The following is a 22732-nucleotide window of genomic DNA, read 5'->3' on the forward strand; positions in this document are numbered from 1 at the left end:
GAAGAACTGATGAAAAGCGGATGGGAATGCCGTCGAGGGACGGACCGCACCGGCCGGGGACAGATTCTTCACCGGTTCCGCACATCCGCTGGCTACGGTTTCCGTCATGGCACTCGAATTGTTGCTCATGGCCGGGGCGTCCGGCGGAACCGGTGATCAGGAGCGGAGCCGACGTCGGGCCGTACGTCGGCGGATCCGGGAGACCGTGGCGCTGCGCCGGGCCTGTGCGGCCGTCGGTGCGCACACCGAGAAGCCGACGGTGCCGCCTGCCGAGGTGGCCGCCGGGTCGGGCCTGGTCTGAGCCGGCGGACCGTGTCTGGTCTGAGCCGCCGGACCGGGCCGCCGATCGGTGGGCGGCACCGAGCGCCGGTGGACCGGGCTGACTAGAGTCGTCGCCTGACGGCCCAGCAGGGCCGGCCCCGGGCGAAGGATGACGGCGTGCTGCACCTGCGGATCATCGTGCCGACCGACCGGTCGGCCGAGGTACTTGACCTGCTCTCCCGCGACCCGGCGGCGACGCACGTCATCGTGCTGCCGGGCGCCGCCCGTACGCCGCCGGGTGACGTGGTGCTCTGCGACGTCGCCCGGGAGGGGGCCGACGAGGTACTCGACGCGCTCCAGGCGCTCGGTGTGCACCGGTCCGGCGCGGTTGTCGGCGACGGCGTCGACGTGACGCTCTCCGCCGCCGCCGACCGGGCGATCGACGCGGCTCCCGGGCACGGCACCGACGCGGTGGTCTGGGAGGAGGTCGCCCAGAAGACCGGTGAGGAGACCCAGCTCTCCGCGACGTACCTGCTGCTGATCACCCTGGCCACCATCATCGCCGGCATCGCGGTGCTGCTCGACCAGCCGATCCTGATCATCGGGGCGATGGTGGTGGGCCCGGAGTTCGGCCCGCTCGCCGCGCTGAGTGTGGCACTGATGCGGTGGCGGCCGTCGGTGATCCGCCGGTCGCTGCTGGCGCTCGGGGTCGGCTTCCTGGTCGCGGTCGTGGTGACCGTGCTCGCCACCTGGGCGCTGACCGCCGCCGGCCTCATCAACGAATCGATGCTGCTCGCCGAACGTCCGATCACCGACTTCATCTGGCGCCCCGACGCCCTCTCCTGGGTGGTCGGCTTCCTCGCCGGGGTGGCCGGCATGCTCGCGGTCACCTCCAACAAGTCCGGCTCGCTGGTCGGCGTACTGATCTCGGTCACCACCGTGCCGGCGGCGGCGAACGCGGCGGTCGCGCTCGCCTACGGCGTGTTCGAGGAGGCGGTCGGCTCGGCCGTCCAGCTGCTGATCAACGTCTGCGCGATCGTCCTGGCCGGGGTACTCACCCTGCTGATCCAGCGCCTCTGGTGGCACCGGGTGACGGTACGTCGTCCCACGCCGCCGGCCCGCCGGATGCCGGCGGTGCTGTCCCCGAGGACCGCCAGCCGCCGGCCGGAAGCGACGAACGCGTCAGACCCGGCGGCCTTCCGCCCCTGATCTCTCGCGGTTCCGCCAGTTCGATGCCGGCCCCGCTCCCGCCGCCAACGGCAACTAGTCACGCCGACGCTCAGGGGTCCGACCGTTCCGTTCGTGCCGCCGCAGTCCGCCCCGGCGCACCGCAGCCACCCGCCGGACGACCCGGGTGTCTCGGGTGTCTCCTGCCGGCGGGTGGCACCGAGCAGAGCGATCCGGCATCCTATTCTCGGGGAAGTCCGCTGTGGACCCACTGAGCCGCACTCATCCGCTCCTCCGCCGTCACGGCCGAGGGCACCAGCGACACACCAGGCGGAAGTTCACCTCACCTTTCCGGCAGAGGCGGAAAGCCTGAAGGATCTTACCCGCATCGCCCGCCGCTGATACCGTTCCGGGCATCGATCATCGATGCACAGGGGGTCTCGTGAGATCTCGAAATCGGGCAATCGCCCTGGTCATCGGCGCGGCGGTGGCGGTGATCGCGGTGCCCGTCCTCGCACCGACGATCCGGGCACAGGCCATCGGGTCGCCGCAGGGATGCGGCGGTCTGCCCCAGTGGGCTGCCGGCGTCTCCTACTACTACGGCAATCTCGTCCAATGGAACGCATCCGTCTACCGGGCGAAGATCTCGCACACCTCCGTCAGCGGGATGAGCCCGCCCGCCGCGCCCGACAAGTGGGCGTCCGCCGGCAACTGTGCGTCCAGTCAGCCCTCACCGACCTCGAACCCGACCTGGCTGCCGACCGATCACCCGTTCCCGTCGCTGACTCCGTACCTGCCGTCGTCCTCGCCGTTCCCTTCGGGTTCGCCGTCGCCCTCGGCGACGAAGCCCCCGAGTCCGGGGCCGTCGCGTAGCTGACAGGCCCGTCGACCCTCAGCGCCGTCGGCCCGCCGTCCGGCGTGGACGACGTCCTCGTCCGCCGCTGACGCCGACGGTGGTGACCCGCCGGACCCGTGGGTCCGGCGGGTCACTGGTTTGCTGTCCCGACAGGGCGGGGATGCCCGCCTCAGGCGAGGCCGGCGCGGCGCAGGGCGTCGGCCATCGCACTGTTGGCCGCGGCACCGGTGCCGCCCGAGCCGCCCCGGCCGCCGGACCGGGACTGCTGACCGCCCCGCCCCTGGCCCTGGCGCGACTGGCCCTGGCCCTGGCGGGGCTGGCCGCCGCCGCGCGGCGTACCACGGTCCGGGTTGCCCCGGTCGGAGCCGGCGCCACCGGACGGGCGCTGCCCGGCCTCCGCCTCGTCCTCCAGACGCAGGGTGAGCGAGATCCGCTTCCGGGGTACGTCCACGTCCAGCACCTTCACCCGGACCACGTCACCCGGCTTCACCACGTCGCGCGGGTCCTTGACGAAGGTCCGGGACATCGCCGAGACGTGCACCAGGCCGTCCTGGTGCACCCCGACGTCGACGAACGCGCCGAACGCCGCCACGTTGGTGACCACACCCTCCAGGAGCATGCCCGGTTTCAGGTCGCCGATCTTCTCCACCCCGTCGGCGAAGGTCGCGGTCCGGAAGGCCGGACGCGGGTCGCGGCCCGGCTTCTCCAGCTCCTTCAGGATGTCGGTGACGGTCGGCAACCCGAACGTGTCGTCGACGTAGTCGGCGGGCCGGAGCTTGCGCAGTACCGGAGTCTTCCCGATCAGCGTGGAGAGTTCGCTGCCGGTCGAGGCGAGGATCCGCCGGACCACCGGGTACGCCTCCGGGTGCACGCTGGAGGCGTCCAGCGGATCGTCCCCGTTCGGGATCCGCAGGAAGCCGGCGCACTGCTCGAACGCCTTCGGACCGAGCCGGGCGACCTGCTTGAGCTGCTGCCGGCTGCGGAACGGTCCGTTCGCGTCCCGGTGCAGCACGATGTTCTCGGCCAGCCCGGCGCCGATGCCGGAGACCCGGGTCAACAGCGGTGCGGAAGCGGTGTTGACGTCGACCCCGACGCCGTTCACGCAGTCTTCCACCACCGCGTCCAGCGAGCGGGAGAGCTTCACCTCGGAGAGGTCGTGCTGGTACTGGCCGACGCCGATGGACCGTGGGTCGATCTTGACCAGTTCGGCGAGCGGGTCCTGCAGCCGGCGGGCGATCGAGACCGCGCCACGCAGCGAGACGTCCATCCCGGGCAGCTCCTGGGAGGCGTACTCGGAGGCGGAGTAGACCGAGGCACCGGCCTCGGAGACCATCACCTTGGTCAGGTTCAGGTCCGGGTGCCGACGGATCAGGTCGGCGGCGAGCTTGTCGGTCTCCCGGCTCGCCGTACCGTTGCCGATCGCGACCAGCTCGATCCCGTGCGCGCGGGCCAGTTTGGCCAGCGTCTCGATCGAGGCGTCCCACTGCCGGCGCGGCTCGTGCGGGTAGATGGTGTCGGTCGCCAGCACCTTGCCGGTGCCGTCGACCACCGCGACCTTCACCCCGGTCCGCAGGCCCGGGTCGAGGCCCATCGTCGGACGCGTCCCGGCCGGCGCGGCGAGCAGCAGGTCCCGCAGGTTCGCCGCGAAGACCCGGACCGCCTCGTCCTCCGCCGCCTGCCAGAGCCGGACCCGCAGGTCCGCGCCGAGGTGGATGAGGATCCGGGTACGCCACGCCCAGCGCACCGTGTCGGACAGCCAGCGGTCACCCGGCCGACCCTGGTCCACCACCCCGAACCGGGCGGCGATCTCCCGCTCGTAGCGGCTCGGCCCCACCGGTACGTCGTCCGGCGCCGGCGCCTCCTCCGGGTCCAGGGTCAGGTCGAGCACGCCCTCCTTCTCGCCCCGGAACATCGCCAGGATCCGGTGCGACGGCATCCTGGTGTACGGCTCGGCGAAGTCGAAGTAGTCGGCGAACTTGGCGCCGGCCTCCTGCTGGCCGTCACGTACCTTGGCGACCAGCCGGCCCCGCGACCACATCTGCTCCCGCAGCGAGCCGATCAGGTCGGCGTCCTCGGCGAACCGCTCGACCAGGATGGCCCGGGCACCGTCCAGCGCGGCGGTGGGGTCGGCCACCCCGGCATCCGGGTTGACGAAGCCGGTCGCCACCGTGCGCGGGTCCTGGGTCGGATCGGCGAGCAGGGTCTCGGCCAGCGGCTCGAGGCCCGCCTCCCGGGCGATCTGCGCCTTGGTCCGCCGCTTCGGCTTGTAGGGCAGGTAGATGTCCTCCAGCCGGGCCTTCGAGTCGGCCGCCATGATCTGCGCCTCGAGCGCCTCGTCCAGCTTGCCCTGGCCGCGGATCGACTCCAGCACCGCCGCCCGCCGCTCCTCCAGCTCCCGCAGGTAGCGCAGCCGCTCCTCGAGCGCGCGCAGCTGCGCGTCGTCGAGGGACTCGGTCACCTCCTTGCGGTACCGGGCGATGAACGGCACGGTCGCCCCGCCGTCGAGCAGTTCGACGGCGGCCCGTACCTGCCGCTCGTGGACGCCGAGTTCCTCGGCGATCCGCTGGTCCACCGAGCGCGGCTGTACAGAGGTTGTCACGTTCCTGATCCGCCTTTTCCCGACTGGTCGTTCCGTCGAGCATTGTGCCGCACGCCCCGCCGTACGTCCGGGAAGGTACGCCGGGGGTGCGGAAGGCGCCCCTGCCGCCGCTTCCGGTCGTACAGCGGGCCATCCCCGAACGGGGACACCTGGCGGTCAGCGGCGGACCGTCACCGTGCCGGCCGCGACGGTCGAGTCGACGGCGTTGAGCAGGTCGCCGAGTTCGGGCGGGAGCAGTCGGCGGGCGGCGGCGATCCGGCTGGCCACCGCGGCCCGGTTGGTCGGGATCAGGGCCCGGATGAGTCCGGCCGCCTGGACCAGCCCGGCCAGTGTCGCCGTCCGTACGTCCAACGGCTGCTCGGAGCGTTCCAGAACGGCGCCGAGTCGTACCCGGGGCCGGGCGACCCGGTTCGGATCCAGGCCGGGCCAGCGCACCGTGGTCCGCAGGTTGAGGCTCCGGGTGGTGGTACGCCGGACCGCGCCCGCGCTGACCAGTCGGTCCCCGACATGCTCCCGGGCCCGGGACGCGAGGAACTCCAGCCAGGACCGGACCGGATGGCCGTCGCCGCGCCGCACCATCTCCCCGAGTACCCGGTCGGTGACCGGTTCCTGCCAGGCCCGGTCGTCGGCGACGTACACCTGGGATCGGACGAGGGTGATCCGCGCGTCGAACAGGAGTTCGGCGACGAGTGCGCCGGCCAGTGCGGAATTCACCATGGCCGCTGCGGCAAGCGCCTTCCCGGTGTAGTCGTCGTGCGCGATCAGAAACAGCTCGTCGGCCATTCGCTCGTCGGGCTGGCCGGGGTGTCTGGTCATTTGTCATCCTTGGCCGGCCGGCGGGGCTTGCCGGATCGGTCAGCGTCCAATGTCGATGCGGACGGTACGGCATGCGCACTTTCCGTTCAACCCGCCCCAGCCCTCCGTCATTCAATACTGTGACGTGTCGATCTCTTGTCGCGCGGCGTGATCACCCCTACGCTCTCGGATGTTTGCGCCAGTGCAACTTTCCGGTTTTCTCACCCACCGAGAGACGTCGACACATGTCCTCCAGCCCCCTCCCGGAGTCCGGCCTGCGCCAGGGCCGTCTGGGCACCGCACACCTCGTCCTGTTCACGGTCGCGGCCTCGGCACCACTGACCGTGCTCGGCGGTGGCATCACCACCATGTACGCCGTCAGCGGCAACGTCGGCGCCGCGCTGTCCTTCCCGCTGCTCGCGGTGGTCCTCGCCGTCTTCACCGTCGGCTACGCGGCGATGAGCCGGTTCGTCAGCAACGCCGGTGCCTTCTACGCGTACGTCGCCAACGGGCTGGGCCGGGCCGGCGGGGTCGCCAGTTCGTTCGTCGCGCTGGTCGCGTACAACGCCGTCCAGATCGGCCTGTACGGGCTGTTCGGCGCGGTCGTCGCCGACTTCACGGCGGCGCGGTTCGGGGTGGACCAGCCGTGGTGGGTCTGGGCGCTGGTGGCGCTCACGGTCGTCGGGGCCTTCGGTGTCCGGCGGGTCGACCTCAGCGCCACACTGCTGGCGGTGCTGCTCGTCCTGGAGTGCCTCGTCATCCTCGTCTTCAACCTGGTCGCGTTCGGCAGCCCGGCGGAGGGCACGGTCACCCTGGCCGGCCTGGATCCCGACAACCTGTTCGCCGCGGGGCTCGGCGGTGTGCTGGCCCTGGGTGTCGCCTCGTTCGTCGGGATCGAGTCCGGCGCCGTCTACAGCGGGGAGGTGCGCGACCCCCGGCGTACCGTGGCCTGGGCCGGTTATCTCGCGCTCGCCTTCACCGGGGCCTGCTACGCCCTGTCCGCCTGGGCGCTGTCCGTGGTCACCGGCCCGGTGGACACACCGAACACCTCGGCGGCGGCCGGCCCGCGCGTGGTCTTCGACGTCCTCGCCGAGCACGCCCACAGCATGATCGCGGACCTCGCGTACGTCCTCTTCGGCACCTCGGTGCTCGCCGCCCTGCTCTTCTTCCACAACGGGGTGGCGCGCTACCTCTTCGCCCTGGGCCGGGAACGGGTGCTGCCGGGGTACCTCCGCCGGACCGGGATCCGCACCGGGGCCCCGGTGGCCGGCTCGCTGACCCAGACGGCGCTGGCCCTCGGGGTGGTGGTCGCCTTCGTCCTGGCCGACCGGGACCCGGTGTTCGACCTGTTCACCTGGCTCAGCGGCGTCGCGGCGGTCGGGGTGGTGCTGCTGATGGCGCTCACCTCGGCGGCGGTGGTCGGCTTCTTCCGGAGGCGGCCGGAGTCCGGGGTGAACGTCTGGCAGCGCACCCTCGCGCCGGGACTGGCGACCGTGCTGCTCCTCGGCCTGCTGGTCGTGCTCGTGGTCGACTTCGACGCGCTGCTGGCGCCGGGCGACTCACCGCTGGCCTGGCTGCTGCCCGGCCTCGTCGCGATCGTCGGTCTGCTCGGACTCGGCTGGGGACTCGTGCTCCGCTCCCACCGCCCGGCCGTGTACGCGGCCATCGGGCGAGGACCGGCCGAGATGGTGCCCGACGACGGCGCGGAACTGTCCCTCACCCGTTGATCCGGGCTCGACCCGCCGGGAGGATGGCGGCAGACGGGCGCCCGTCACCACCGGTGGGTCCGACCGAGCGGTCGGAGGTCGGTCAGCGGAGTGTCCGCCACCACCCGTCCACCGGCGGCGGCCGGTCCACGACCACCCGCTCACCGGGCCGGGGTACCGCCAGCCGGACGTCCCGGACCTCGGCCTCCCGGCACAGCCGGTCGATCGGGTCGGCCCAGCCGTGCGGTGCGAGGTTGAAGGTCGCCCAGTGCACCGGGACGAGCAGTCCGCCGCGCAGGTCCAGGTGTGCGGCGACCGCCTCCTCCGGCACCATGTGCACGTTCGGCCAGGCGGCGGAGTACGCCCCGATCTGGACCAGCGTGACGTCGAACGGGCCGTACGTGGCGCCGATGGCGGCGTATCCGTCGAAGAAGCCGGAGTCGCCGGAGCAGAAGACCCGACGACGTCGGCCGGTGACCACCCAGGATCCCCAGAGGCTCCGGTCCCGGGCGAAGGCGCGTCCGGAGAAGTGCCGGGCCGGAGTGGCGACGAAGTCCAGACCGGCGACCGTGGCGCGTTCGGTCCAGTCCAACTCGACGATCCGCTCCGGCGGTACGCCCCAGCGTTCCAGGTGGGCGCCGACGCCGAGGGGCACCAGGAACGGTGCGGACTGTGTGTGGTGCAGCGCGCGGACGGTCGCCACGTCGAGGTGGTCGTAGTGGTCGTGCGAGATCAGCACGGCGTCCAGCCGGGGGAGCCGGGCGAGTGGCACCGGGACCGGGTGCAGCCGTCGGGGGCCGACCCGGGCCGACGGTGAGCACCGCTCGCTCCAGACCGGGTCGACGAGGACCCGTCGGCCCTCGATCTCGAGCAGTGCGGAGGCGTGTCCGTACCAGACGATGTTGAGTTCGTCGGCGGGGTCGGGTGCCGGCGTACCCGGCCGCGCGTCGACCGGTGAGACGGCGTGGGAGGCGAGCGACGAGCCGGCGTCGGCCGTCGGGGCGGCGTCCGGGTCGATCACCGGGATGGTTCCGGACGGCCGTCGGGGCTGTCGGCCGAAGAACAGTTCCCGCAGGGCGTACCGGCCGCTGCCGGGCAGCAGTGTCCGGGTGGTGACCGGGTTCCGGAACGCACCCTCGTGGAACTGGGGGGAGCGCCGTACCCGGTCGGCCCGGGCCCCGCGCGGCTGCCGGCCGAGCGCGGTGGGCACGTCCCGGACCGCCCAGGCCGCGGCGGCGAACGCGGCGAGGGCGAGCGCCGCCCGGGTCCACCGCTGGCGGTGGACCCGGGCAGCGGTCAGCTCCGTGTCACGCCGCGCCGAACCCGCCGACATCCGTTGGTCACCCTTCGCCCCCGGACGTAGGGTACGCCCGGGCGGGCACCGGCTTCGGAGAGTCCGGCCAGGTCGGTGCGGTTCGGGTACGGCATCAGCCGCCGTTGGTGGGCTGGTAGCGGCGCGGGCGTCGGCTCGGTGCGGAGGGGTTGGTGAGTCCGTTCACCGCGGCCAGGAACTTTGGTCCCAGCGCCGCCCGGGCCTGTACGGCCGGGTGGGTGGCGCCGAAGTTGTCCGGGTCGGCCTGACCGTCGGCGAACAGCACGTACGTCAGCACCGGGGCACCCGCCGGGCTGAAGATGATCCCGGCCTCGTGTCGGGCGTCGGCGAACCAGCCCGCCTTGGTGGCGATCCGGGCCCGGTCGTCCGAGGACATGGTGCGGCGGATCCCGTCGTTGAACGCGATCGGCGCGCGGAGCAGGTTGAGCAGGAAGGTGGTCGAGGCGGGCGACAGCAGGGTGCCGCCGACCAGCGCCTGCAACAGGTTGTGGGTTTCCCGGGCGGTGCTGGTGCCGAGGAAGAAGCGGTTCGGGTTGGCGACCGGCTCGACCTGGGTGTTCGGAAAGCCCTTGGCGACCAGGATCTGGTTGATCTCGGCGGCCGGGGCGACCAGGCCGCAGAGTCGGACCGCGGTGTCGTCCGAGACGGTGAGCAGCGCGGCGAGTACGTGGCCGAGCGTGACCGAGCTGGGGTAGGCGTTGTCCAGGCTGAAGATGCCGTCCCCGCCCGGGACGACGATCGCCGCCGTGACGTCGACCCGCTGGTCGAGGGTGAGCAGTCCCCGGTCGACCTTGTCGAGCACGGCGGTGGCCACCGCGATCTTGTTGACGCTGTACGCCTCGACCACGGTGTCCGCGTTCTCCTCGGCGGCGACCTGCGCGGCGCCGCTGGAGCTCGCGACGGTGATGTACGAGTACCAGTTGCCGCCGGCTCGGGTCTTCTCCACCCGGTAGGCGAGCGCCACCTTGTCCCTGGGCGTGCCCAACGGCTCCTCCTGCGGATCGCTCGCGGCACCACCACCCGGCGCCGCCACGGCCGGGCTGCCCAGCCCGAGTACGGCTCCCGCCGTCGCCGCGCCACCGATGCCCAGTGCGGTCCGGCGATTCACCCTGTTCGTCACGTGCGAGGCCTCCCGTGAGTCGGATCGGCGGCGGTCGCTGCGCGGGCCGCCGCCCGGGTGCCGGCTTTGTGCCGATCCCCGCCCGGACACGATAGGTGAATCTAGATGAAACCGCAGGGCCTGATACACAGGATGTTTCAGGTGCCCGGGGTGCCGTTGCGTTCCCGGGTGGCCCGCAGGTAGTCCCGGTTGAGTCGGCCGATGGTGGACAGCGGGATCTCCTTCGGACAGACCGCCGAGCACTCACCGATGTTGGTGCAGCCGCCGAAGCCCGCCTCGTCGTGCGCGTCGACCATGCCGACCACCCGGGTCAGCCGCTCCGGCTGGCCCTGCGGCAGCAGGCTCAGGTGGGTCACCTTCGCCGCCAGGAACAGGGTGGCCGAGCCGTTCGGGCAGGCCGCGACGCAGGCGCCGCAGCCGATGCAGGCGGCGGACTCGAAGGCGGCGTCGGCGTCCGCCTTGCGGACCAGTTGGGAGTGGGCCTCCGGGGCGCTGCCGGTCGGTGCGCTGATGTAGCCGCCGGCCGCAACGATCTTGTCGAGATTGCCGCGGTTCACCACGAGGTCCTTGACCACGGGGAACGCCCTGGCCCGCCATGGCTCGATGTCGATCGTGTCACCGTCGGAAAAGTGTCGCATGTGGAGCTGGCAGGCGGTGGTGGCCCGCTCCGGGCCGTGCGCCACACCGTTGATCACCATGCCGCAGGCGCCGCAGATGCCCTCCCGGCAGTCGTGGTCGAACGAGACCGGGTCCTTGCCCTCCAGGGTCAGTTGTTCGTTGAGCACGTCCAGCAGTTCCAGGAACGACATGTCGGGGGAGATGTCGGTGACCGGGTAGGTCACCATCCGGCCGGGATCGTCCGGACCTTTCTGGCGCCAGATCCGCAGGGTCAGATTCACTTGTAGCTCCGCTGGGTGGGGTGGACGTACTCGAAGTTCAGGTCTTCCTTGTGCAGCACCGGCGGACGGTCGGCGCCGGTGAACTCCCAGGCGGCGACGTACGCGAAGTGGTCGTCGTCGCGCTGCGCCTCGCCGTCCGGGGTCTGGCTCTCGGCCCGGAAGTGCCCGCCCGCCGACTCGGTACGGTGCAGCGCGTCGATGCACATCAGCTCGGCCAGCTCGAAGAAGTCGGCGACCCGGCCGGCCTTCTCCAGCGCCTGGTTGAGCCCCTCGCCGTCGCCGGGCACCTTCACCCGCTGCCAGAACTGCTCCCGCAGGGCACGGATCTCGGCCAACGCCTTGCGCAACCCGGCGTCGGTGCGTTCCATCCCGCAGTGCTCCCACATGATCTGGCCGAGCTCACGGTGGAACGAGTCGACGGTCCGGTCGCCGTCGACGGCGAGCAGCCGGCGTACCCGGTCCTCGACGTCGTCACGCGCGGCGACGACCTCGGGGTGGTCGTCCGCCAACGGCTCGAACGGACCGGCGGCCAGGTAGTCGGCGATCGTGCTGGGCAGCACGAAGTAGCCGTCGGCCAGGCCCTGCATCAGCGCCGAGGCGCCGAGCCGGTTGGCGCCGTGGTCGGAGAAGTTCGCCTCGCCGATCACGAAGAGTCCGGGGATCGTCGACTGGAGGTCGTAGTCGACCCAGAGCCCGCCCATCGTGTAGTGCACCGCCGGATAGATCCGCATCGGCATCTCGTACGGATCCTCGCCGGTGATCCGCTGGTACATGTCGAAGAGGTTGCCGTACCGGTCGGCGATGGTGGACCGGCCGAGCCGGTTGATCGCGTCGGCGAAGTCGAGGTAGACGCCGAGCCCGGTCGGGCCGACGCCCCGGCCGGAGTCGCAGACGTTCTTCGCCGCCCGGGAGGCGATGTCCCGGGGGACCAGGTTGCCGAACGCCGGGTACATCCGCTCCAGGTAGTAGTCCCGCTCGTCCTCCGGGATCTCCCGGGGCGGACGGTTGTCGCCGACCGTCTTCGGCACCCAGACCCGGCCGTCGTTGCGCAGCGACTCGCTCATCAGGGTCAACTTCGACTGGTGGTCGCCGGAGACCGGGATGCAGGTCGGGTGGATCTGCGTGTAGCAGGGGTTGGCGAACAGCGCCCCCTTGCGGTGCGCCCGCCAGGTGGCGGTGACGTTGCAGCCCTTGGCGTTGGTGGAGAGGTAGAAGACGTTGCCGTAGCCGCCGCTGGCGAGCACGACAGCGTCCGCGTACTCGGTGCTGATCCGACCGGTGACCAGGTCGCGGACCACGATGCCGCGGGCCCGCCCGTCGACCACGATCAGTTCGAGCATCTCGTGCCGGGAGTGCATCTCCACCCGGCCCAGCCCGATCTGCCGCTCCAACGCCTGGTACGCCCCGAGCAGCAGTTGCTGGCCCGTCTGGCCCCGGGCGTAGAAGGTCCGTTGCACCTGGGCGCCGCCGAACGAGCGGGTGTCGAGCAGGCCGCCGTACTCCCGGGCGAACGGGACGCCCTGGGCCACCGCCTGGTCGATGATCTCCACCGAGACCTCGGCGAGCCGGCGTACGTTCGACTCCCGGGACCGGAAGTCGCCGCCCTTGACGGTGTCGTAGAAGAGCCGCTGGATGGAGTCGCCGTCGTTGCGGTAGTTCTTCGCGGCGTTGATCCCGCCCTGCGCGGCGATCGAGTGCGCCCGGCGCGGGCTGTCCTGGTAGCAGTACGACTTGACCCGGTAACCCAGCTCGCCGAGGGTGGCCGCGGCCGAGCCGCCGGCCAGCCCGGTGCCGACCACGATCACGGTCAGCTTGCGGCGGTTGGCGGGGTTGACCAGCTTGGCGCTGAACCGGCGGCGTTGCCAGCGGGTCTCGATCGGCCCGTCCGGCGCGGCCTGGTCGGCGATCGGATCGCCGTACCGGAAGAGGTCACCGTCCGGGCTGTCCGGCGCGTCGCCGAGCTCGCTGCCGATGTTGTCCTGGCTGGTGTATTCCATAAAGCTCTGTCCCAATTCGCTGACTCGTGGGCGTCGGCCGAGCAGGTTGTTGACCGCCGTGCGCAGCCGGCCCGCCGGTTCGGCCCGCCGATCCGGCCCGTCACTCTCGCGGGTCGCCAGCACATCGGCGTTCGCGCTGGTCGGCACGTCGGCGCCGGCCTCCATCGACTGTCCGACCCGGGGGTCCTGCGGCTCGTCGGCTCGTGGTGTCATCGCCGGTCACCCCACCAGGCCGGCGATGACGGAGAACGGCACCACCAGGTAGCCGGCGCAGAGCAGGACCGCGAAGGCGAGGGCGGCGCCCCGGGCCCGCCGCTCGCCGCGAGGGGTCTGCTGACCCAGGCTGCGCAGCGCGCTGAACATGCCGTGCCGCAGGTGGAAGCCGAGGGTGACGATCCCGATGACGTAGACCAGGGTCACGTACCAGCGCTCGGGCGCGAAGTCGGCGGCCACGTTCGCGTACGGCCGGCGCGGGTCACCGACCGGGTTCAGGTCGCCGGTGGTCAGGTCGAGCAGGTGGTAGACCACGAACAGGGCGATGATCACCCCGCCCCAGCGCATCGTGCGGGCCGCGTAGTTCGTCTGCACCTTGGGTCGGTGCGCGTACCGGACCGGGCGGGCGGCCCGGGCCCGGCGGGCCAGCACGGTGGCGGACCAGATGTGCGCGACCAGGGCGACGCCGAGCAGCACCCGCTGGGCCCAGAGGTACCAGGTGTCCGGCAGCACCGGCGAACCGATCGTGCGCAGCCAGTGGGCGTAGTGGTCGAAGTCGGTCGCTCCGACGAAGATCTTCAGGTTGCCCAGCATGTGGGCGATGAGGAAGAGCACCAGCAGGATGCCCGTCACCGCCATGACGGCCTTGAGGCCGATGCTGGACCGGACCGGCGCTCGCGTTGATACAGCTGTCACCCGTCAAACGCTAGGTATCCTCGGATTAGTCGTCCAATGCATGGAACGCGCAGTGTTGATAGCCGTAGGCTATGGAGGTGCAGTTCCAACAGTTGAGGTACTTCGTGGCGGTGGCCGAAACCCGGCATTTCACTCATGCCGCCGATAATGTCGGCGTCACCCAGCCTTCGCTCAGTAAGCAGATTCACTCTTTGGAGACGGAACTCGGCGCCCCGCTCTTCGAACGGGTACGCGGCAACATCGCGCTGACCGCCGCCGGCGAGGTGCTGCTGCCACTCGCCGAACGGATCCTCGCCGACGTCGACACCGCCCGCCGGGAGGTCCAGGAACTCGTCGGGGTACGCCGGGGCCGGATCCGCCTCGGGGCCACCCCCAGCCTGGTCACCTCGCTGGCCCCGGCGGTGCTGCGGCGGTTCCGGGACGCCCACCCGAACGTCGAGGTGCGGATCGAGGAGAGCGGCTCCCAGGACCTGGTCCGGGACCTGCTCCGCGGCGAACTCGACCTGGCGCTGATCATCCTGCCCGCGCAGGGCCCCGACCCGGCACTGCGTACCGAGCCGGTGCTGCGGGACAGCCTGGTGGTCGCCTCGGTCAACCCGCTGCCGATGACCGACTCGACCGGCACCCTGCGCCTCACCGAGCTGCGCGACCAACCGCTGGTGATGTTCCGGCGGGGCTACGACCTGCGCGACGTCACCCTGCGGGCCTGCCGGGAGGCGGGTTTCGAACCCAGCCTCGCGGTCGACGGCGGAGAGATGGACGCGGTGCTGAGCTTCGTCGAGGCCGGGCTCGGCGCCGCCCTGGTCCCCGGCATCGTGGTCGCCCGGCGCCCCCGGCTCTGGGTCACCCCGCTCGCCCCGCCCGGCGTGCAGCGGACCATTGCGCTGGCCCGGCGACGGGAGGTGGAACCGACCCACGCCGCCCGGGCCTTCCGGCGGATCCTGCTCGACTACATCCGGACCGCCGCCGAGAACTCGACGCTGCCGCCCGGCGTCACGCCGTACTGAGGGGTCGGCCCGGGCGGCAGCGTGCGCGATCGCCGGGAGGCGGTCTCGCGACCGCCGCGCCCACCGTGGTGGCGCGCGAGGCGGGGGTGTCGTCGCATAACCTGCTGCCATGACTGGCGGGCCGACTCGTTTCGGTGGACGGGATGACGTTGTCCTGGCGGTGGTCCTGGACTGTGCCGATCTGGCCCGCTCGGGAGAGTTCTGGTCCGGCGTACTCGGGTACGTCGCCGAACCGCTGTCGCCAGGGCGTTACCGACGACTGCTACCCCCGAACGGGAACGGCGTCGAACTGCTGTTGCAGCGGGTTCCGGAGCCGAAGGCGTCCAAGAACCGGATGCATATCGACCTGCGGGTGCCTGACCTGGACGCCGAGGTGGCCAGGCTGGTGTCCCTCGGGGCGCGGTGCCGCACCGAAAGCCCCGTCGAGGAGGACGGCTGGGCCTGGTACGTGCTCGCCGATCCCGACGGCAACGAGTTCTGCGTACTGCGGCCACCGGTGCCGCCCGTCGAACTCTGACCACACGGTGGGCCGGAGTTCGGTGTCGCCTGCATGGCGGGCGACCCGTACGACATGCAGCCTCCGCCGAGGCTCGGTCGACCCGGATCGGCGACGCCCGGAGAAGTGACGTCGTCGAGGACCTCCTGTCGTAGCTGCCGACTATCCTGCGCCGGTGGGAAGCCTGGTGCGGTATGTGACCGTCCAAGATGGAGTGGTGTCCCGGCACGCGATGGGCGGCGGCGCCAGTATGGGCGTTGACTACTACCTCGCGATCGGGCCGGCGGCGGTACTGCGCTGGCTGGCTGCGCTCGACGAGGACTACGACGGTGACGACGGCTGGGCCAACGACGTGTTCTGCCGGGACGCTGTTCTGATCGACGCGGACCGGCACCGTCTGTTGTTCCACACCGGATTGGACCCGTTCGGCTGCGACGAGACCTACGCCGCCCGGGCCGCGCTGCTCGACGGATATTCGCGAACCTGGGCGGGCTGGACGATCGAGTGGGCCTACCACGGGACCGGCGACCTGGTTGCCGCCCTCGGCGAGGACCGCGCTGCGGTGCGCGAGGCCGACCCCTTCCGTACGGAGCTTTACCGGTACGGCCGAGGCGAGTCGGACGACCCGGTCAGGTACGTCGTGAGCGTGGTCGACGAGACCGGATGCCGCAGGTACGCGCTGAACACGTGGGCAGAGCAACCCTGGCGCCTCGGCCCGGAACTGTTGCTCGCGGCGCTGCCGGCCGAGGAGCCGGTGACGGCGTGCCGCACGATGCCCCTGGCCGGTCTGCACCTTAACCTGCGGACGCGCCGCGCGGGTCTGTGGAGCATCGAGATTCTCCGCGGACTCGCCGAGTGGTGGCCGCAACGTTGGCCCGGCTGGGAGTACGAGTTCTGGGGTGACGACCCGGCTCCGCACCTCGCTCTCGCCGATGACCTCTCCCTGCCCCCGGTCGACGTGGACTCGGCGGTACGCACACTCGCCCACCGGCTGTACACGCACTGGCCGGTCGAGGAGATCTGGCGGAAACGGGAGCTGCCCGTCGACAAGATGTACCGGTTGAACTTCGCCGGTCTCCGCGCCAATCTGGACGCCCGCGTGACCCCGGCTGAACTCGACGCGGCGGTCAGCGCGATTCTCGACGGCCGAGCCGGCTACAGGTGAACGTGACGGGTTCGTCCCGGCGCCAACGGTAACTGTGCCGAGGTCGCAGACAACCTCACGGCGATCGTCGCGGTACGGGACAGCAAGGATCCGGCCGGCCCGGTGCTGGCCTTCGACCCGGTCGCCTGGACGGCCTTCAGCACGTCGCTCAAGGTCCTGCTGCCGACCAGATAAGCCCGGACGGTCGAGCCCACCGCGGGTTCGGCGCACCGGTGGACGTGCCGTTCTGGGCCGGCATCCCCCTGCCGGCGGTCTACCGCCTCCGCTCCGGTGCTCGCTCCCGACGGGCAGCCGGGGTGACCGGGCCGGGCCTGTCCGGACCCGCCGGCCGAGGTCGGGTCGGCTGAACCCTGGCTGGCGGGTCGTGCGGTGTCCGGTCGATCAGCGCTTGCGGACCAGGGTGACGCCGTCCCGGACGGGCAGCATGACGGCCTCGACACGGTCGTCGGCGGCGATGGCCTTGTTGAGCTGCCGCATGACGAGCGGACCAGGGTCACGGGGTTCGGGGTCGAGCACCCGGCCGCCCTGCAGGACGTTGTCGAGGACCAGTAGGCCACCGGGGCGCAGTCGTTGGACGAGGGCCTCGTAGTAGTCGGGATAGCTCGGCTTGTCCGCGTCGATGAACCCGAAGTCGATCACCGGGTCGGCGGGCAGTGCCTGGAGTGTCTGGACGGCCGGCGCGATCCGGAGGTCGATCTGCTGCTCGACGCCGGCGCGCTGCCAGTACCTCCGGGCGACTGCCGTCCACTCCTCGGACACGTCACAGGCGAGCAGTGTGCCGTCGGGGGCCAGTCCACGGGCGATGCAGATGGCCGAGTAGCCGGTGAAGACGCCGACCTCGACGGCGTACCGGGCGCCGGTGAGCCGGACCAGCATGGTCAGCAGCTGGCCCTCGTCGGCGGAGATCTGCATGCCGGCGGCGTCCGGGAACGCGGCGGAGGTCTCGGCCGCGAGCTCACGCAGCAGGTCGTCGGCGGGGGAGGAGTGGGCGAGGACATACGCGGCGATGTCGGAAGAGCTTGGTTCGGTCACAGGGCTAAGCGTCGTCGATTCTCGACGCTTGCGCAACCGATTTGGCTTGAATAAGTGACGAATAACCTCGACACTTGATGCGTGCACGAAGAACGCGGCGATCTGGTGCTGAGCGAAGCCGAACAGTTCCGCGCCCTCGGTCACCCGCTGCGGCACCGGCTGCTGATGGCGCTACGCCAGCGACCCGCCACGTTCGCCCAGCTCGCCGCCGCGCTCGGGTCCACAAAGGGCACCGTCGGGTACCACGTGAAGATCCTCGAACGCGCGGGACTGGTGAGGGTGGCGTACACCCGGCAGGTCCGAGGCGGCACGGAACGCCACTACGAACCGACCAGCCAGCGGCTGCGGATCGCCCGGGACGCCCCGGTGGGCGGCGAGTTCCTGGTCAGGGCCGCGCTCGCCGAGATGATGCCCGCCGACAAGGACGCCCCGGACGTCACCCTGCTGCGGCACGTCCGCCTCACCACCGGACAGGCCCGCGCCCTGGCCGCCAGCATCGAGCGGTTCGCGAACGGCGAGCACCTCACCGACCAGGAGGACGGCCAGCCGTACGGCGTGCTGCTGAGCCTGTACCGGGCGGACATCCCCGTGCTGCCGGCCGAGTAACCGGTGCCGCCGGCCACGGTGCACCACTCCCGGAAGGCTGTCGGGTGGAGCGGATGTCCCGACTCCTTGCTGGCAGCCGCGTGGCTGTCAGCAAGGAGGTACGACCCATGCCTGCTCCCACCGCCCGGCTGATCGCGAGGATCAGACGGGACTTCCCGGCGCCGGGCAGCTCGGACCAGGTCATCGGGTGGCTCACCGGGTTGCCGGTCAGCGCGTACGGCCGGCAGGATCCGGAACGTGTGCAGGCCGCGCTGGTGCTGGCGGCCTCGGGGCGGTGGGAGCGGTTCGCCGCCGGGATCGAGCTGCTCCGGCAGGACTGGCGGGACGTCCTGATGGCCGGGGGTCTCGCCGAAGGTGACTGGCCGGACCGCCTCGACGCGGAGCTGCCCGACCGGGACGCCTCGGCCTGACACCTCGCCGGCCGGCCCGGCTGACGAGCACCGCACGCCGGCCGGCCGAACTCGACATCCCGCACCCGGCCGGTACCGCTCCGGCCCGTACGCAGAAATCCGGTTGCCGTCGCGGCGGCGCTCGACGACAGTGTGCGCATGACGTTCTGACGGACCGCACCCCTGTTGCTCCGAGGCCCGCACGACACCGCACCGCACCGTGCCGTGCCGTGCCGCCGTCCGCCCACCCCTCTTTCCGTGAGAAGAGAGCGTCTTTGTCTGCCCAACCCTCCCGGCAGGGGTCCCTGCCGCAGTCCGCTGCCACCGTCACCGTTTTCGCCGCCCCGACCAGCTGGATCGAGTCCGACGCCCTCGCACAGTGCCACCAGGTGGCCGCCCTCGACGGCATGGTTCACGTCGCCGCCATGCCGGACCTGCACCCGGGCAAGGGCGCCCCGATCGGCGCCGCCATGTTGTCGACCGTGCTGTACCCGTTCCTGGTCGGCTCCGACATCGGTTGCGGCATCGCCGTCTTCCCGATCAGGCTCAAGCGCGCCGTACCGGAGAAGCTCGCCACCCGGTTCCCCGACCTCGACCGGGCGCTCGACCCCGAGCGGGATGCCGACGACCCGGCCTGGGCCGTACTGGACGGCGACGTTCCCGCCGGTCACGTCGAGGGCCTCGGTACCGTCGGCCGGGGCAACCATTTCGTCGAGTTGGCCCGGATCGACACCGTCCTCGAACCGGACCACGCGAGCCGGCTCGGGCTGGCCGCCCGGGACCTCGTCCTCATCGTGCACAGTGGCTCGCGGGGGCTCGGCGAGCGGATCCTGCGGGCGCACACCGAGGTGCACGGCGCCGGGCCCGCCCCGGATCCCGCCAGCTACCTCGCCCTGCACGACGCCGCCGTCCGGTGGGGATCGCTCAACCGGCGACTGATGGCGGCCCGGGTCGCCCACGCGCTCGGCGCCGAGCCGACCGAGCCGATCGTCGACGAGTGCCACAACTCGGTGGAGATCCGCGACGGCGCCTACCTGCACCGCAAGGGCGCGGCCCGGGGCGACGGCCGCGACGTGCTCGTCGCCGGGACCCGGGGCACCCCGTCCTACCTGGTGGCCGGGCACGCCGGGCCGGAGGCGAACCATTCCGTGGCGCACGGCGCGGGCCGCAAGATGTCCCGCGCCGACGCCCTGCGCCGGGGTCGGGCCAAGCACACCGTCGAGGAGCTGCGCCGTACCCCGGTGGGGTCGCTGGTGGTGTGCGGCGACCGCCAACTGCTCTTCGAGGAGGCGCCGACGGCGTACAAGCGCATCGAGCAGGTGATCGGCGACCTCGTCGAGCACAAACTCGCCACGCCGGTGGTCAGCACGGTTCCCCTGGTCACGTACAAGACGGCCGACCTCGCACCCGTCGCCGACCGTCGGGACGCGCGTCGCAGGCGGGGCCGGCCGTGACCGTCCATCTGCTCATCTCGGCCGGGCGCGGCCCGCAGGAGTGTGCCTGGGCGCTGGCCCGGCTGTTGCCACGCCTGGAGGCCGACGCCGGCCGCCGACAACTGACAACCCGTCGGGTCGAGACGGTTGCGGGGGACCGACCGGACACCTACCGGTCGGTCCTGGTCGAGATCTCCGGCGTCGGTGCCGAGCCGTTCGCCGCCGAATGGACCGGAACCCTGTGCTGGCAGGCCCCCAGCCCGTACCGGACCGACGCCGGCCGGAAGAACTGGTACGTCATCGCGCGACCGTGCCAGGTCGACACCCCGCGTACCAGGTTCGTGGAGGCGGACGTCGACATCGTCGCCTGCCGTACCGGCGGCCCCGGCGGCCAGCACCGGAACAAGGCGAGTACGGCGGTACGGGCGACCCACCGTCCCTCGGGACTGGTGGTCGTGGTCGACACCGAGCGGCAGTTCAGCCTCAACCGCCGGATCGCCCTGCGACTGCTGCGGGAGCGACTCGAGCACGGTGACGAGGTGGCGGAACGTGCCGCCACCACCGCCCGCTGGCGCATCCACGACGAACTCGTCCGAGGCAACCCCACCCGGGTCGAACGTCCGGATGCCTCGGATCAGAACCCGGCCCGGCCGGAGCGGGCGCGCCAGCGACGACGGCCGTAGTACCAGACGGGCTCTTCCGGTTCGGTGGTCATCGTGGCCGCTGCCCGCGTCGTCGTACCAGGAGATCCGCCTCCAGCAGTCGGCCGGAGAGCCGGCCCGCCTCGTGGATCTCGTCCTCGGTCATGCTCGGCGCGATCCCGTGTGCCTCGTGGATGCCGTCGCCGTTGCCGACGTTCAGCAGGGCGAGGTACCACCGGAGTGCCTGCACCAGGTCGACCGGCCCGCCGAATCCGTCGCGGTACCAGCAGGCCGCGGCGAACATGCTGCCCCGGTCGCCGGCCTCGGCGCCGCGCAGGTACCAGCGCAGCGCCTCCTCGTCGAGGTCCTGCTCGCTGAGCCGGTCGCCCAGCCGTGGGTACGCCTCGACAACCCCGGCCTCGGCGGCCAGACGCAGCCAGTGCACCGCCTCGGCGGAGCGACCGGACAGCGCACCGAGGTTGAACGCGGCGAACGCATCACCCGCCTCGGCCGCCGCCTGGTAGAGCGCGGCGGCCCGGATGCCGTCCTGCGCCGTGCCGATGCCGTGTTGGACCAGGTAGCCGAGGCTGCGCTGGGCGACGGGATCGCCGTCCTCCGCCGAGGCGGTCAGCAACTCCACGCCGCCGACCGGGTCGCCCAGATGGTAGGCGCGGATCACCCCGAGCATGGTGCGCGCCCTCCGGTCGTGCCGAGCCGGCTCACCCAACCTCGGCGCGAGCAGCCCCAGTTCCCGTTCGGCCCCCTCGACGCCGGCCCTGGCGGCCAGCAGGTACCAGTACGCCGCCTCCGGCAGGTCCGCCCTCTGGTACGCGAAGAGGGTCCCGAGGTCGTGCAGCGCCATCACCTCACCGGCGTCCGCCGCCGCCCGCCAGTGCCGCTCGGCTTCGTCCTCGTCCACCGGTACGCCCTGACCGGTGGCGTACATCAGGCCGACCATCCGACGGGCCCGGGCGTCGCCCCGCTCGGCGGACCGTCGGTACCACCGCAGTGCGGTGGCCTGGTCGGCCACGACACCTCGCCCGGTCGCGTACAGCACCCCGAGATTGTGCGCCGCCTCGGCGTTGCCCAACTCGGCCGCCCGCTCGTACAGCCGGTGTGCCTTCACCGGGTCGGCGGGTTCGCCACGGCCGTCGCTGGCCAACTGGCCCAGCAGCAGCAACGCCCGGTCGTCCGCCCCGGCCAAGGTCAACTGCTCCCGTGCCTCGTCGAACCTGCCACGCTGGACGGCGAGCACACCGCGGTCGTACGCCTGCAGCGTCACGCCGGACAGTGTAGGGAGTCCGGGGCCGAAGCCGAGGGGGCGGACGGGTGACGGGTGACCCCGGCGGGCGGCCGGGGCGCCCGGCCTTCGACCGGGGTCATCAGTGCCGGACCAGGCAGAACGGATGACCCGCCGGGTCGGCGTAGACGCGCCAACTCCGCCCGTCGACGTCGTCGGCCAGCACGGTGGCGCCCAGCTTCCGTACCTGCTCGTCCGCGCGATCGAGGTCCGGCACTCCGAGGTCCAGGTGGAACTGCTGCGGACGGGAGGGGTCCGGCCACCGTGGCGGCTGGTGGTCGGTCGCCCGCTGGAAGGCGAGCACCAGACCGGACGGCGAGTGCAGGGTTGCCCAGTCGTCGTCCACCCTCCAGCGGTCATCCGGCAGGTTGACGGTGCCGCCGAGCAGCGAGTGGTAGAAGTCGGCGAGGCGTACCGGATCGGGGCAGTCCAGTACCACGCACTGCAGTTCGGCGATCATGACCGGATCCTAGGCCCCGTGCCGCGCCGGCGGGCCCGGCCGCTCGACCCGACCCTGTTTCAATCGACTCCGGTCGAATTCCAGGTTTGACGCGGGCCCGGGACGGCTACCTGTGATCATGGCCTTACTGCTTGATCTCGCCAACATCGTCGGGGGCTTCCTGCTCGCGATCGGACTACTGCGACGCCTGCCCCGGATCGGCGACGACCTCGGCCGGTTCGCCGACCGGGTGGCACCGTTCGGCTGGGTGGTCGGGATCGTCGCGCTGGTGACGGGTGGTTATTTCCTCCTGGTCCACCTGATCTCCGGTCCGCGGCTGTTCCACTTCGAGGTGGTGGGCATCGCGGTCGGCGTCGCCCTGCTGTGGTCCCGGCTCACCGGTCGGCCGACGCCTGCGACGGAGCACCGGGACGCGGCGGTCGGGCCCGGCCTGCTGCTCGCGATCCTCGGTCTCATCGCGATCGTGGTCGGCGTCCAGGGCCTGTTCACCCCCGACGGCTGAGGTGGCTCGCGGCGTGGTGCCGCGAGCCACCGGCGGCCCGGGCGCGGCTCGCCGTTGTG

22 protein-coding genes and 1 pseudogene are annotated in these 22732 nt (G+C 71.7%); 13 read left to right on the plus strand and 10 right to left on the minus strand.

What is annotated here, in order from left to right; translation table 11 throughout:
• Positions 1-106: 106 nt before the first annotated feature.
• The 3 genes from V1633_RS11225 to V1633_RS11235 all read left to right on the plus strand — a co-directional run bounded on the left by V1633_RS11225 (position 107) and on the right by V1633_RS11235 (position 2305).
• Positions 107-301: a hypothetical protein gene (locus V1633_RS11225; protein WP_331214169.1), complete on the plus strand. Its 195-nt coding sequence runs from the start codon at positions 107-109 to the stop codon at positions 299-301.
• Between the two features lie 137 nt (positions 302-438).
• Positions 439-1470, plus strand: a complete 1032-nt coding sequence (locus tag V1633_RS11230; protein WP_331214170.1) for a DUF389 domain-containing protein — start codon at positions 439-441, stop codon at positions 1468-1470.
• A gap of 400 nt (positions 1471-1870) precedes the next feature.
• A complete protein-coding gene (locus V1633_RS11235; RefSeq protein ID WP_331214171.1) occupies positions 1871-2305 on the plus strand; it encodes a carbohydrate-binding protein in 435 nt (144 codons plus the stop codon).
• Positions 2306-2453: 148 nt separating this feature from the next.
• Here V1633_RS11235 and V1633_RS11240 read toward each other — a convergent pair whose 3' ends face one another.
• Positions 2454-4883: a Tex family protein gene (locus V1633_RS11240; RefSeq protein WP_331214172.1), complete on the minus strand. Its 2430-nt coding sequence runs from the start codon at positions 4881-4883 to the stop codon at positions 2454-2456.
• A gap of 156 nt (positions 4884-5039) precedes the next feature.
• Positions 5040-5699: a GOLPH3/VPS74 family protein gene (locus V1633_RS11245; protein ID WP_331214173.1), complete on the minus strand. Its 660-nt coding sequence runs from the start codon at positions 5697-5699 to the stop codon at positions 5040-5042.
• Positions 5700-5923: 224 nt separating this feature from the next.
• On the opposite strand from V1633_RS11245, the gene V1633_RS11250 reads away from it, so the two are divergent.
• On the plus strand, positions 5924-7405 hold the full coding sequence (locus V1633_RS11250; RefSeq protein ID WP_331214174.1) for an APC family permease: 1482 nt from the start codon (positions 5924-5926) through the stop codon (positions 7403-7405).
• Positions 7406-7487: 82 nt separating this feature from the next.
• Here V1633_RS11250 and V1633_RS11255 read toward each other — a convergent pair whose 3' ends face one another.
• The 5 genes from V1633_RS11255 to V1633_RS11275 all read right to left on the minus strand — a co-directional run bounded on the left by V1633_RS11255 (position 7488) and on the right by V1633_RS11275 (position 13642).
• Positions 7488-8717 carry an MBL fold metallo-hydrolase gene (locus tag V1633_RS11255; RefSeq protein WP_331214175.1) on the minus strand — a complete coding sequence of 410 codons (1230 nt, stop codon included), beginning with the start codon at positions 8715-8717 and terminating at the stop codon, positions 7488-7490.
• 94 nt (positions 8718-8811) lie between these two features.
• Entirely contained in the window at positions 8812-9837 is a 1026-nt protein-coding gene (locus tag V1633_RS11260; RefSeq protein WP_331214176.1) for a serine hydrolase, read from the minus strand.
• Positions 9838-9974: 137 nt separating this feature from the next.
• Positions 9975-10736, minus strand: coding sequence for a succinate dehydrogenase/fumarate reductase iron-sulfur subunit (locus tag V1633_RS11265; RefSeq protein WP_331214177.1), 762 nt, complete (start codon positions 10734-10736; stop codon positions 9975-9977).
• Complete coding sequence (locus tag V1633_RS11270) at positions 10733-12946, minus strand: fumarate reductase/succinate dehydrogenase flavoprotein subunit (protein WP_331214178.1); 2214 nt, start codon at positions 12944-12946, stop codon at positions 10733-10735. The genes V1633_RS11265 and V1633_RS11270 overlap by 4 nt, the downstream gene beginning before the upstream one ends.
• 6 nt (positions 12947-12952) lie before the next feature.
• The gene (locus V1633_RS11275; protein WP_331214179.1) at positions 12953-13642 is read right to left on the minus strand and encodes a succinate dehydrogenase cytochrome b subunit; all 690 of its coding nucleotides are present in this window, start codon (positions 13640-13642) and stop codon (positions 12953-12955) included.
• Between the two features lie 71 nt (positions 13643-13713).
• Between V1633_RS11275 and V1633_RS11280 the strand changes: the two genes are divergently transcribed.
• The 4 genes and pseudogenes from V1633_RS11280 to V1633_RS11295 form a co-directional block, all read left to right on the plus strand.
• Positions 13714-14649 carry a LysR family transcriptional regulator gene (locus V1633_RS11280; protein WP_331214180.1) on the plus strand — a complete coding sequence of 312 codons (936 nt, stop codon included), beginning with the start codon at positions 13714-13716 and terminating at the stop codon, positions 14647-14649.
• A gap of 109 nt (positions 14650-14758) precedes the next feature.
• Positions 14759-15166, plus strand: a complete 408-nt coding sequence (locus V1633_RS11285; RefSeq protein WP_331214181.1) for a VOC family protein — start codon at positions 14759-14761, stop codon at positions 15164-15166.
• Positions 15167-15320: 154 nt separating this feature from the next.
• Positions 15321-16310, plus strand: a complete 990-nt coding sequence (locus tag V1633_RS11290; RefSeq protein ID WP_331214182.1) for a hypothetical protein — start codon at positions 15321-15323, stop codon at positions 16308-16310.
• Positions 16311-16322: 12 nt separating this feature from the next.
• Positions 16323-16484 (plus strand): annotated as a pseudogene (locus V1633_RS11295) (DUF397 domain-containing protein); the annotation flags it as partial.
• Positions 16485-16691: 207 nt separating this feature from the next.
• On the opposite strand, the gene V1633_RS11300 reads toward V1633_RS11295, so the two are convergent.
• A complete protein-coding gene (locus V1633_RS11300) occupies positions 16692-17342 on the minus strand; it encodes an O-methyltransferase (protein WP_331214183.1) in 651 nt (216 codons plus the stop codon).
• Between the two features lie 81 nt (positions 17343-17423).
• Here V1633_RS11300 and V1633_RS11305 point away from each other — a divergent pair, with 81 nt between their 5' ends.
• From V1633_RS11305 to prfH, 4 genes are all read left to right on the plus strand, one after another.
• Positions 17424-17948: an ArsR/SmtB family transcription factor gene (locus V1633_RS11305; RefSeq protein WP_331214184.1), complete on the plus strand. Its 525-nt coding sequence runs from the start codon at positions 17424-17426 to the stop codon at positions 17946-17948.
• A gap of 107 nt (positions 17949-18055) precedes the next feature.
• Positions 18056-18358 (plus strand): hypothetical protein, encoded by a 303-nt coding sequence (locus V1633_RS11310; RefSeq protein WP_331214185.1) that lies wholly within the window; start codon positions 18056-18058, stop codon positions 18356-18358.
• A gap of 254 nt (positions 18359-18612) precedes the next feature.
• Positions 18613-19791, plus strand: coding sequence for an RNA ligase RtcB family protein (locus V1633_RS11315; RefSeq protein WP_331214186.1), 1179 nt, complete (start codon positions 18613-18615; stop codon positions 19789-19791).
• Complete coding sequence (gene prfH, locus V1633_RS11320; RefSeq protein ID WP_331214187.1) at positions 19788-20453, plus strand: peptide chain release factor H; 666 nt, start codon at positions 19788-19790, stop codon at positions 20451-20453. Before V1633_RS11315 ends, prfH begins: the two co-directional genes overlap by 4 nt.
• A gap of 28 nt (positions 20454-20481) precedes the next feature.
• Here the strand turns inward: prfH and V1633_RS11325 are convergent, their stop codons facing one another.
• Both V1633_RS11325 and V1633_RS11330 read right to left on the minus strand, forming a co-directional pair.
• The gene (locus tag V1633_RS11325; protein WP_331214188.1) at positions 20482-21693 is read right to left on the minus strand and encodes a tetratricopeptide repeat protein; all 1212 of its coding nucleotides are present in this window, start codon (positions 21691-21693) and stop codon (positions 20482-20484) included.
• Between the two features lie 100 nt (positions 21694-21793).
• Complete coding sequence (locus V1633_RS11330; RefSeq protein ID WP_331214189.1) at positions 21794-22171, minus strand: VOC family protein; 378 nt, start codon at positions 22169-22171, stop codon at positions 21794-21796.
• Positions 22172-22289: 118 nt separating this feature from the next.
• Here V1633_RS11330 and V1633_RS11335 point away from each other — a divergent pair, with 118 nt between their 5' ends.
• Positions 22290-22673, plus strand: a complete 384-nt coding sequence (locus tag V1633_RS11335) for a hypothetical protein (protein ID WP_331214190.1) — start codon at positions 22290-22292, stop codon at positions 22671-22673.
• Positions 22674-22732: the final 59 nt, after the last annotated feature.

This window comes from Plantactinospora sonchi, from assembly GCF_036422035.1.
Classification (GTDB): domain Bacteria; phylum Actinomycetota; class Actinomycetes; order Mycobacteriales; family Micromonosporaceae; genus Plantactinospora; species Plantactinospora sonchi.

Bases quoted from the DNA above. Each gene is read 5' to 3' on its own strand.
- V1633_RS11225 (WP_331214169.1), top strand. From the start codon at position 107: ATGGCACTCGAATTGTTGCTCATGGCCGGGGCGTCCGGCGGAACCGGT.
- V1633_RS11245 (WP_331214173.1), bottom strand. From the start codon at position 5,699: ATGACCAGACACCCCGGCCAGCCCGACGAGCGAATGGCCGACGAGCTG.
- V1633_RS11250 (WP_331214174.1), top strand. From the start codon at position 5,924: ATGTCCTCCAGCCCCCTCCCGGAGTCCGGCCTGCGCCAGGGCCGTCTG.
- V1633_RS11255 (WP_331214175.1), bottom strand. From the start codon at position 8,717: ATGTCGGCGGGTTCGGCGCGGCGTGACACGGAGCTGACCGCTGCCCGG.
- V1633_RS11270 (WP_331214178.1), bottom strand. From the start codon at position 12,946: ATGACACCACGAGCCGACGAGCCGCAGGACCCCCGGGTCGGACAGTCG.
- V1633_RS11280 (WP_331214180.1), top strand. From the start codon at position 13,714: ATGGAGGTGCAGTTCCAACAGTTGAGGTACTTCGTGGCGGTGGCCGAA.
- V1633_RS11285 (WP_331214181.1), top strand. From the start codon at position 14,759: ATGACTGGCGGGCCGACTCGTTTCGGTGGACGGGATGACGTTGTCCTG.
- V1633_RS11310 (WP_331214185.1), top strand. From the start codon at position 18,056: ATGCCTGCTCCCACCGCCCGGCTGATCGCGAGGATCAGACGGGACTTC.
- V1633_RS11330 (WP_331214189.1), bottom strand. From the start codon at position 22,171: ATGATCGCCGAACTGCAGTGCGTGGTACTGGACTGCCCCGATCCGGTA.
- V1633_RS11335 (WP_331214190.1), top strand. From the start codon at position 22,290: ATGGCCTTACTGCTTGATCTCGCCAACATCGTCGGGGGCTTCCTGCTC.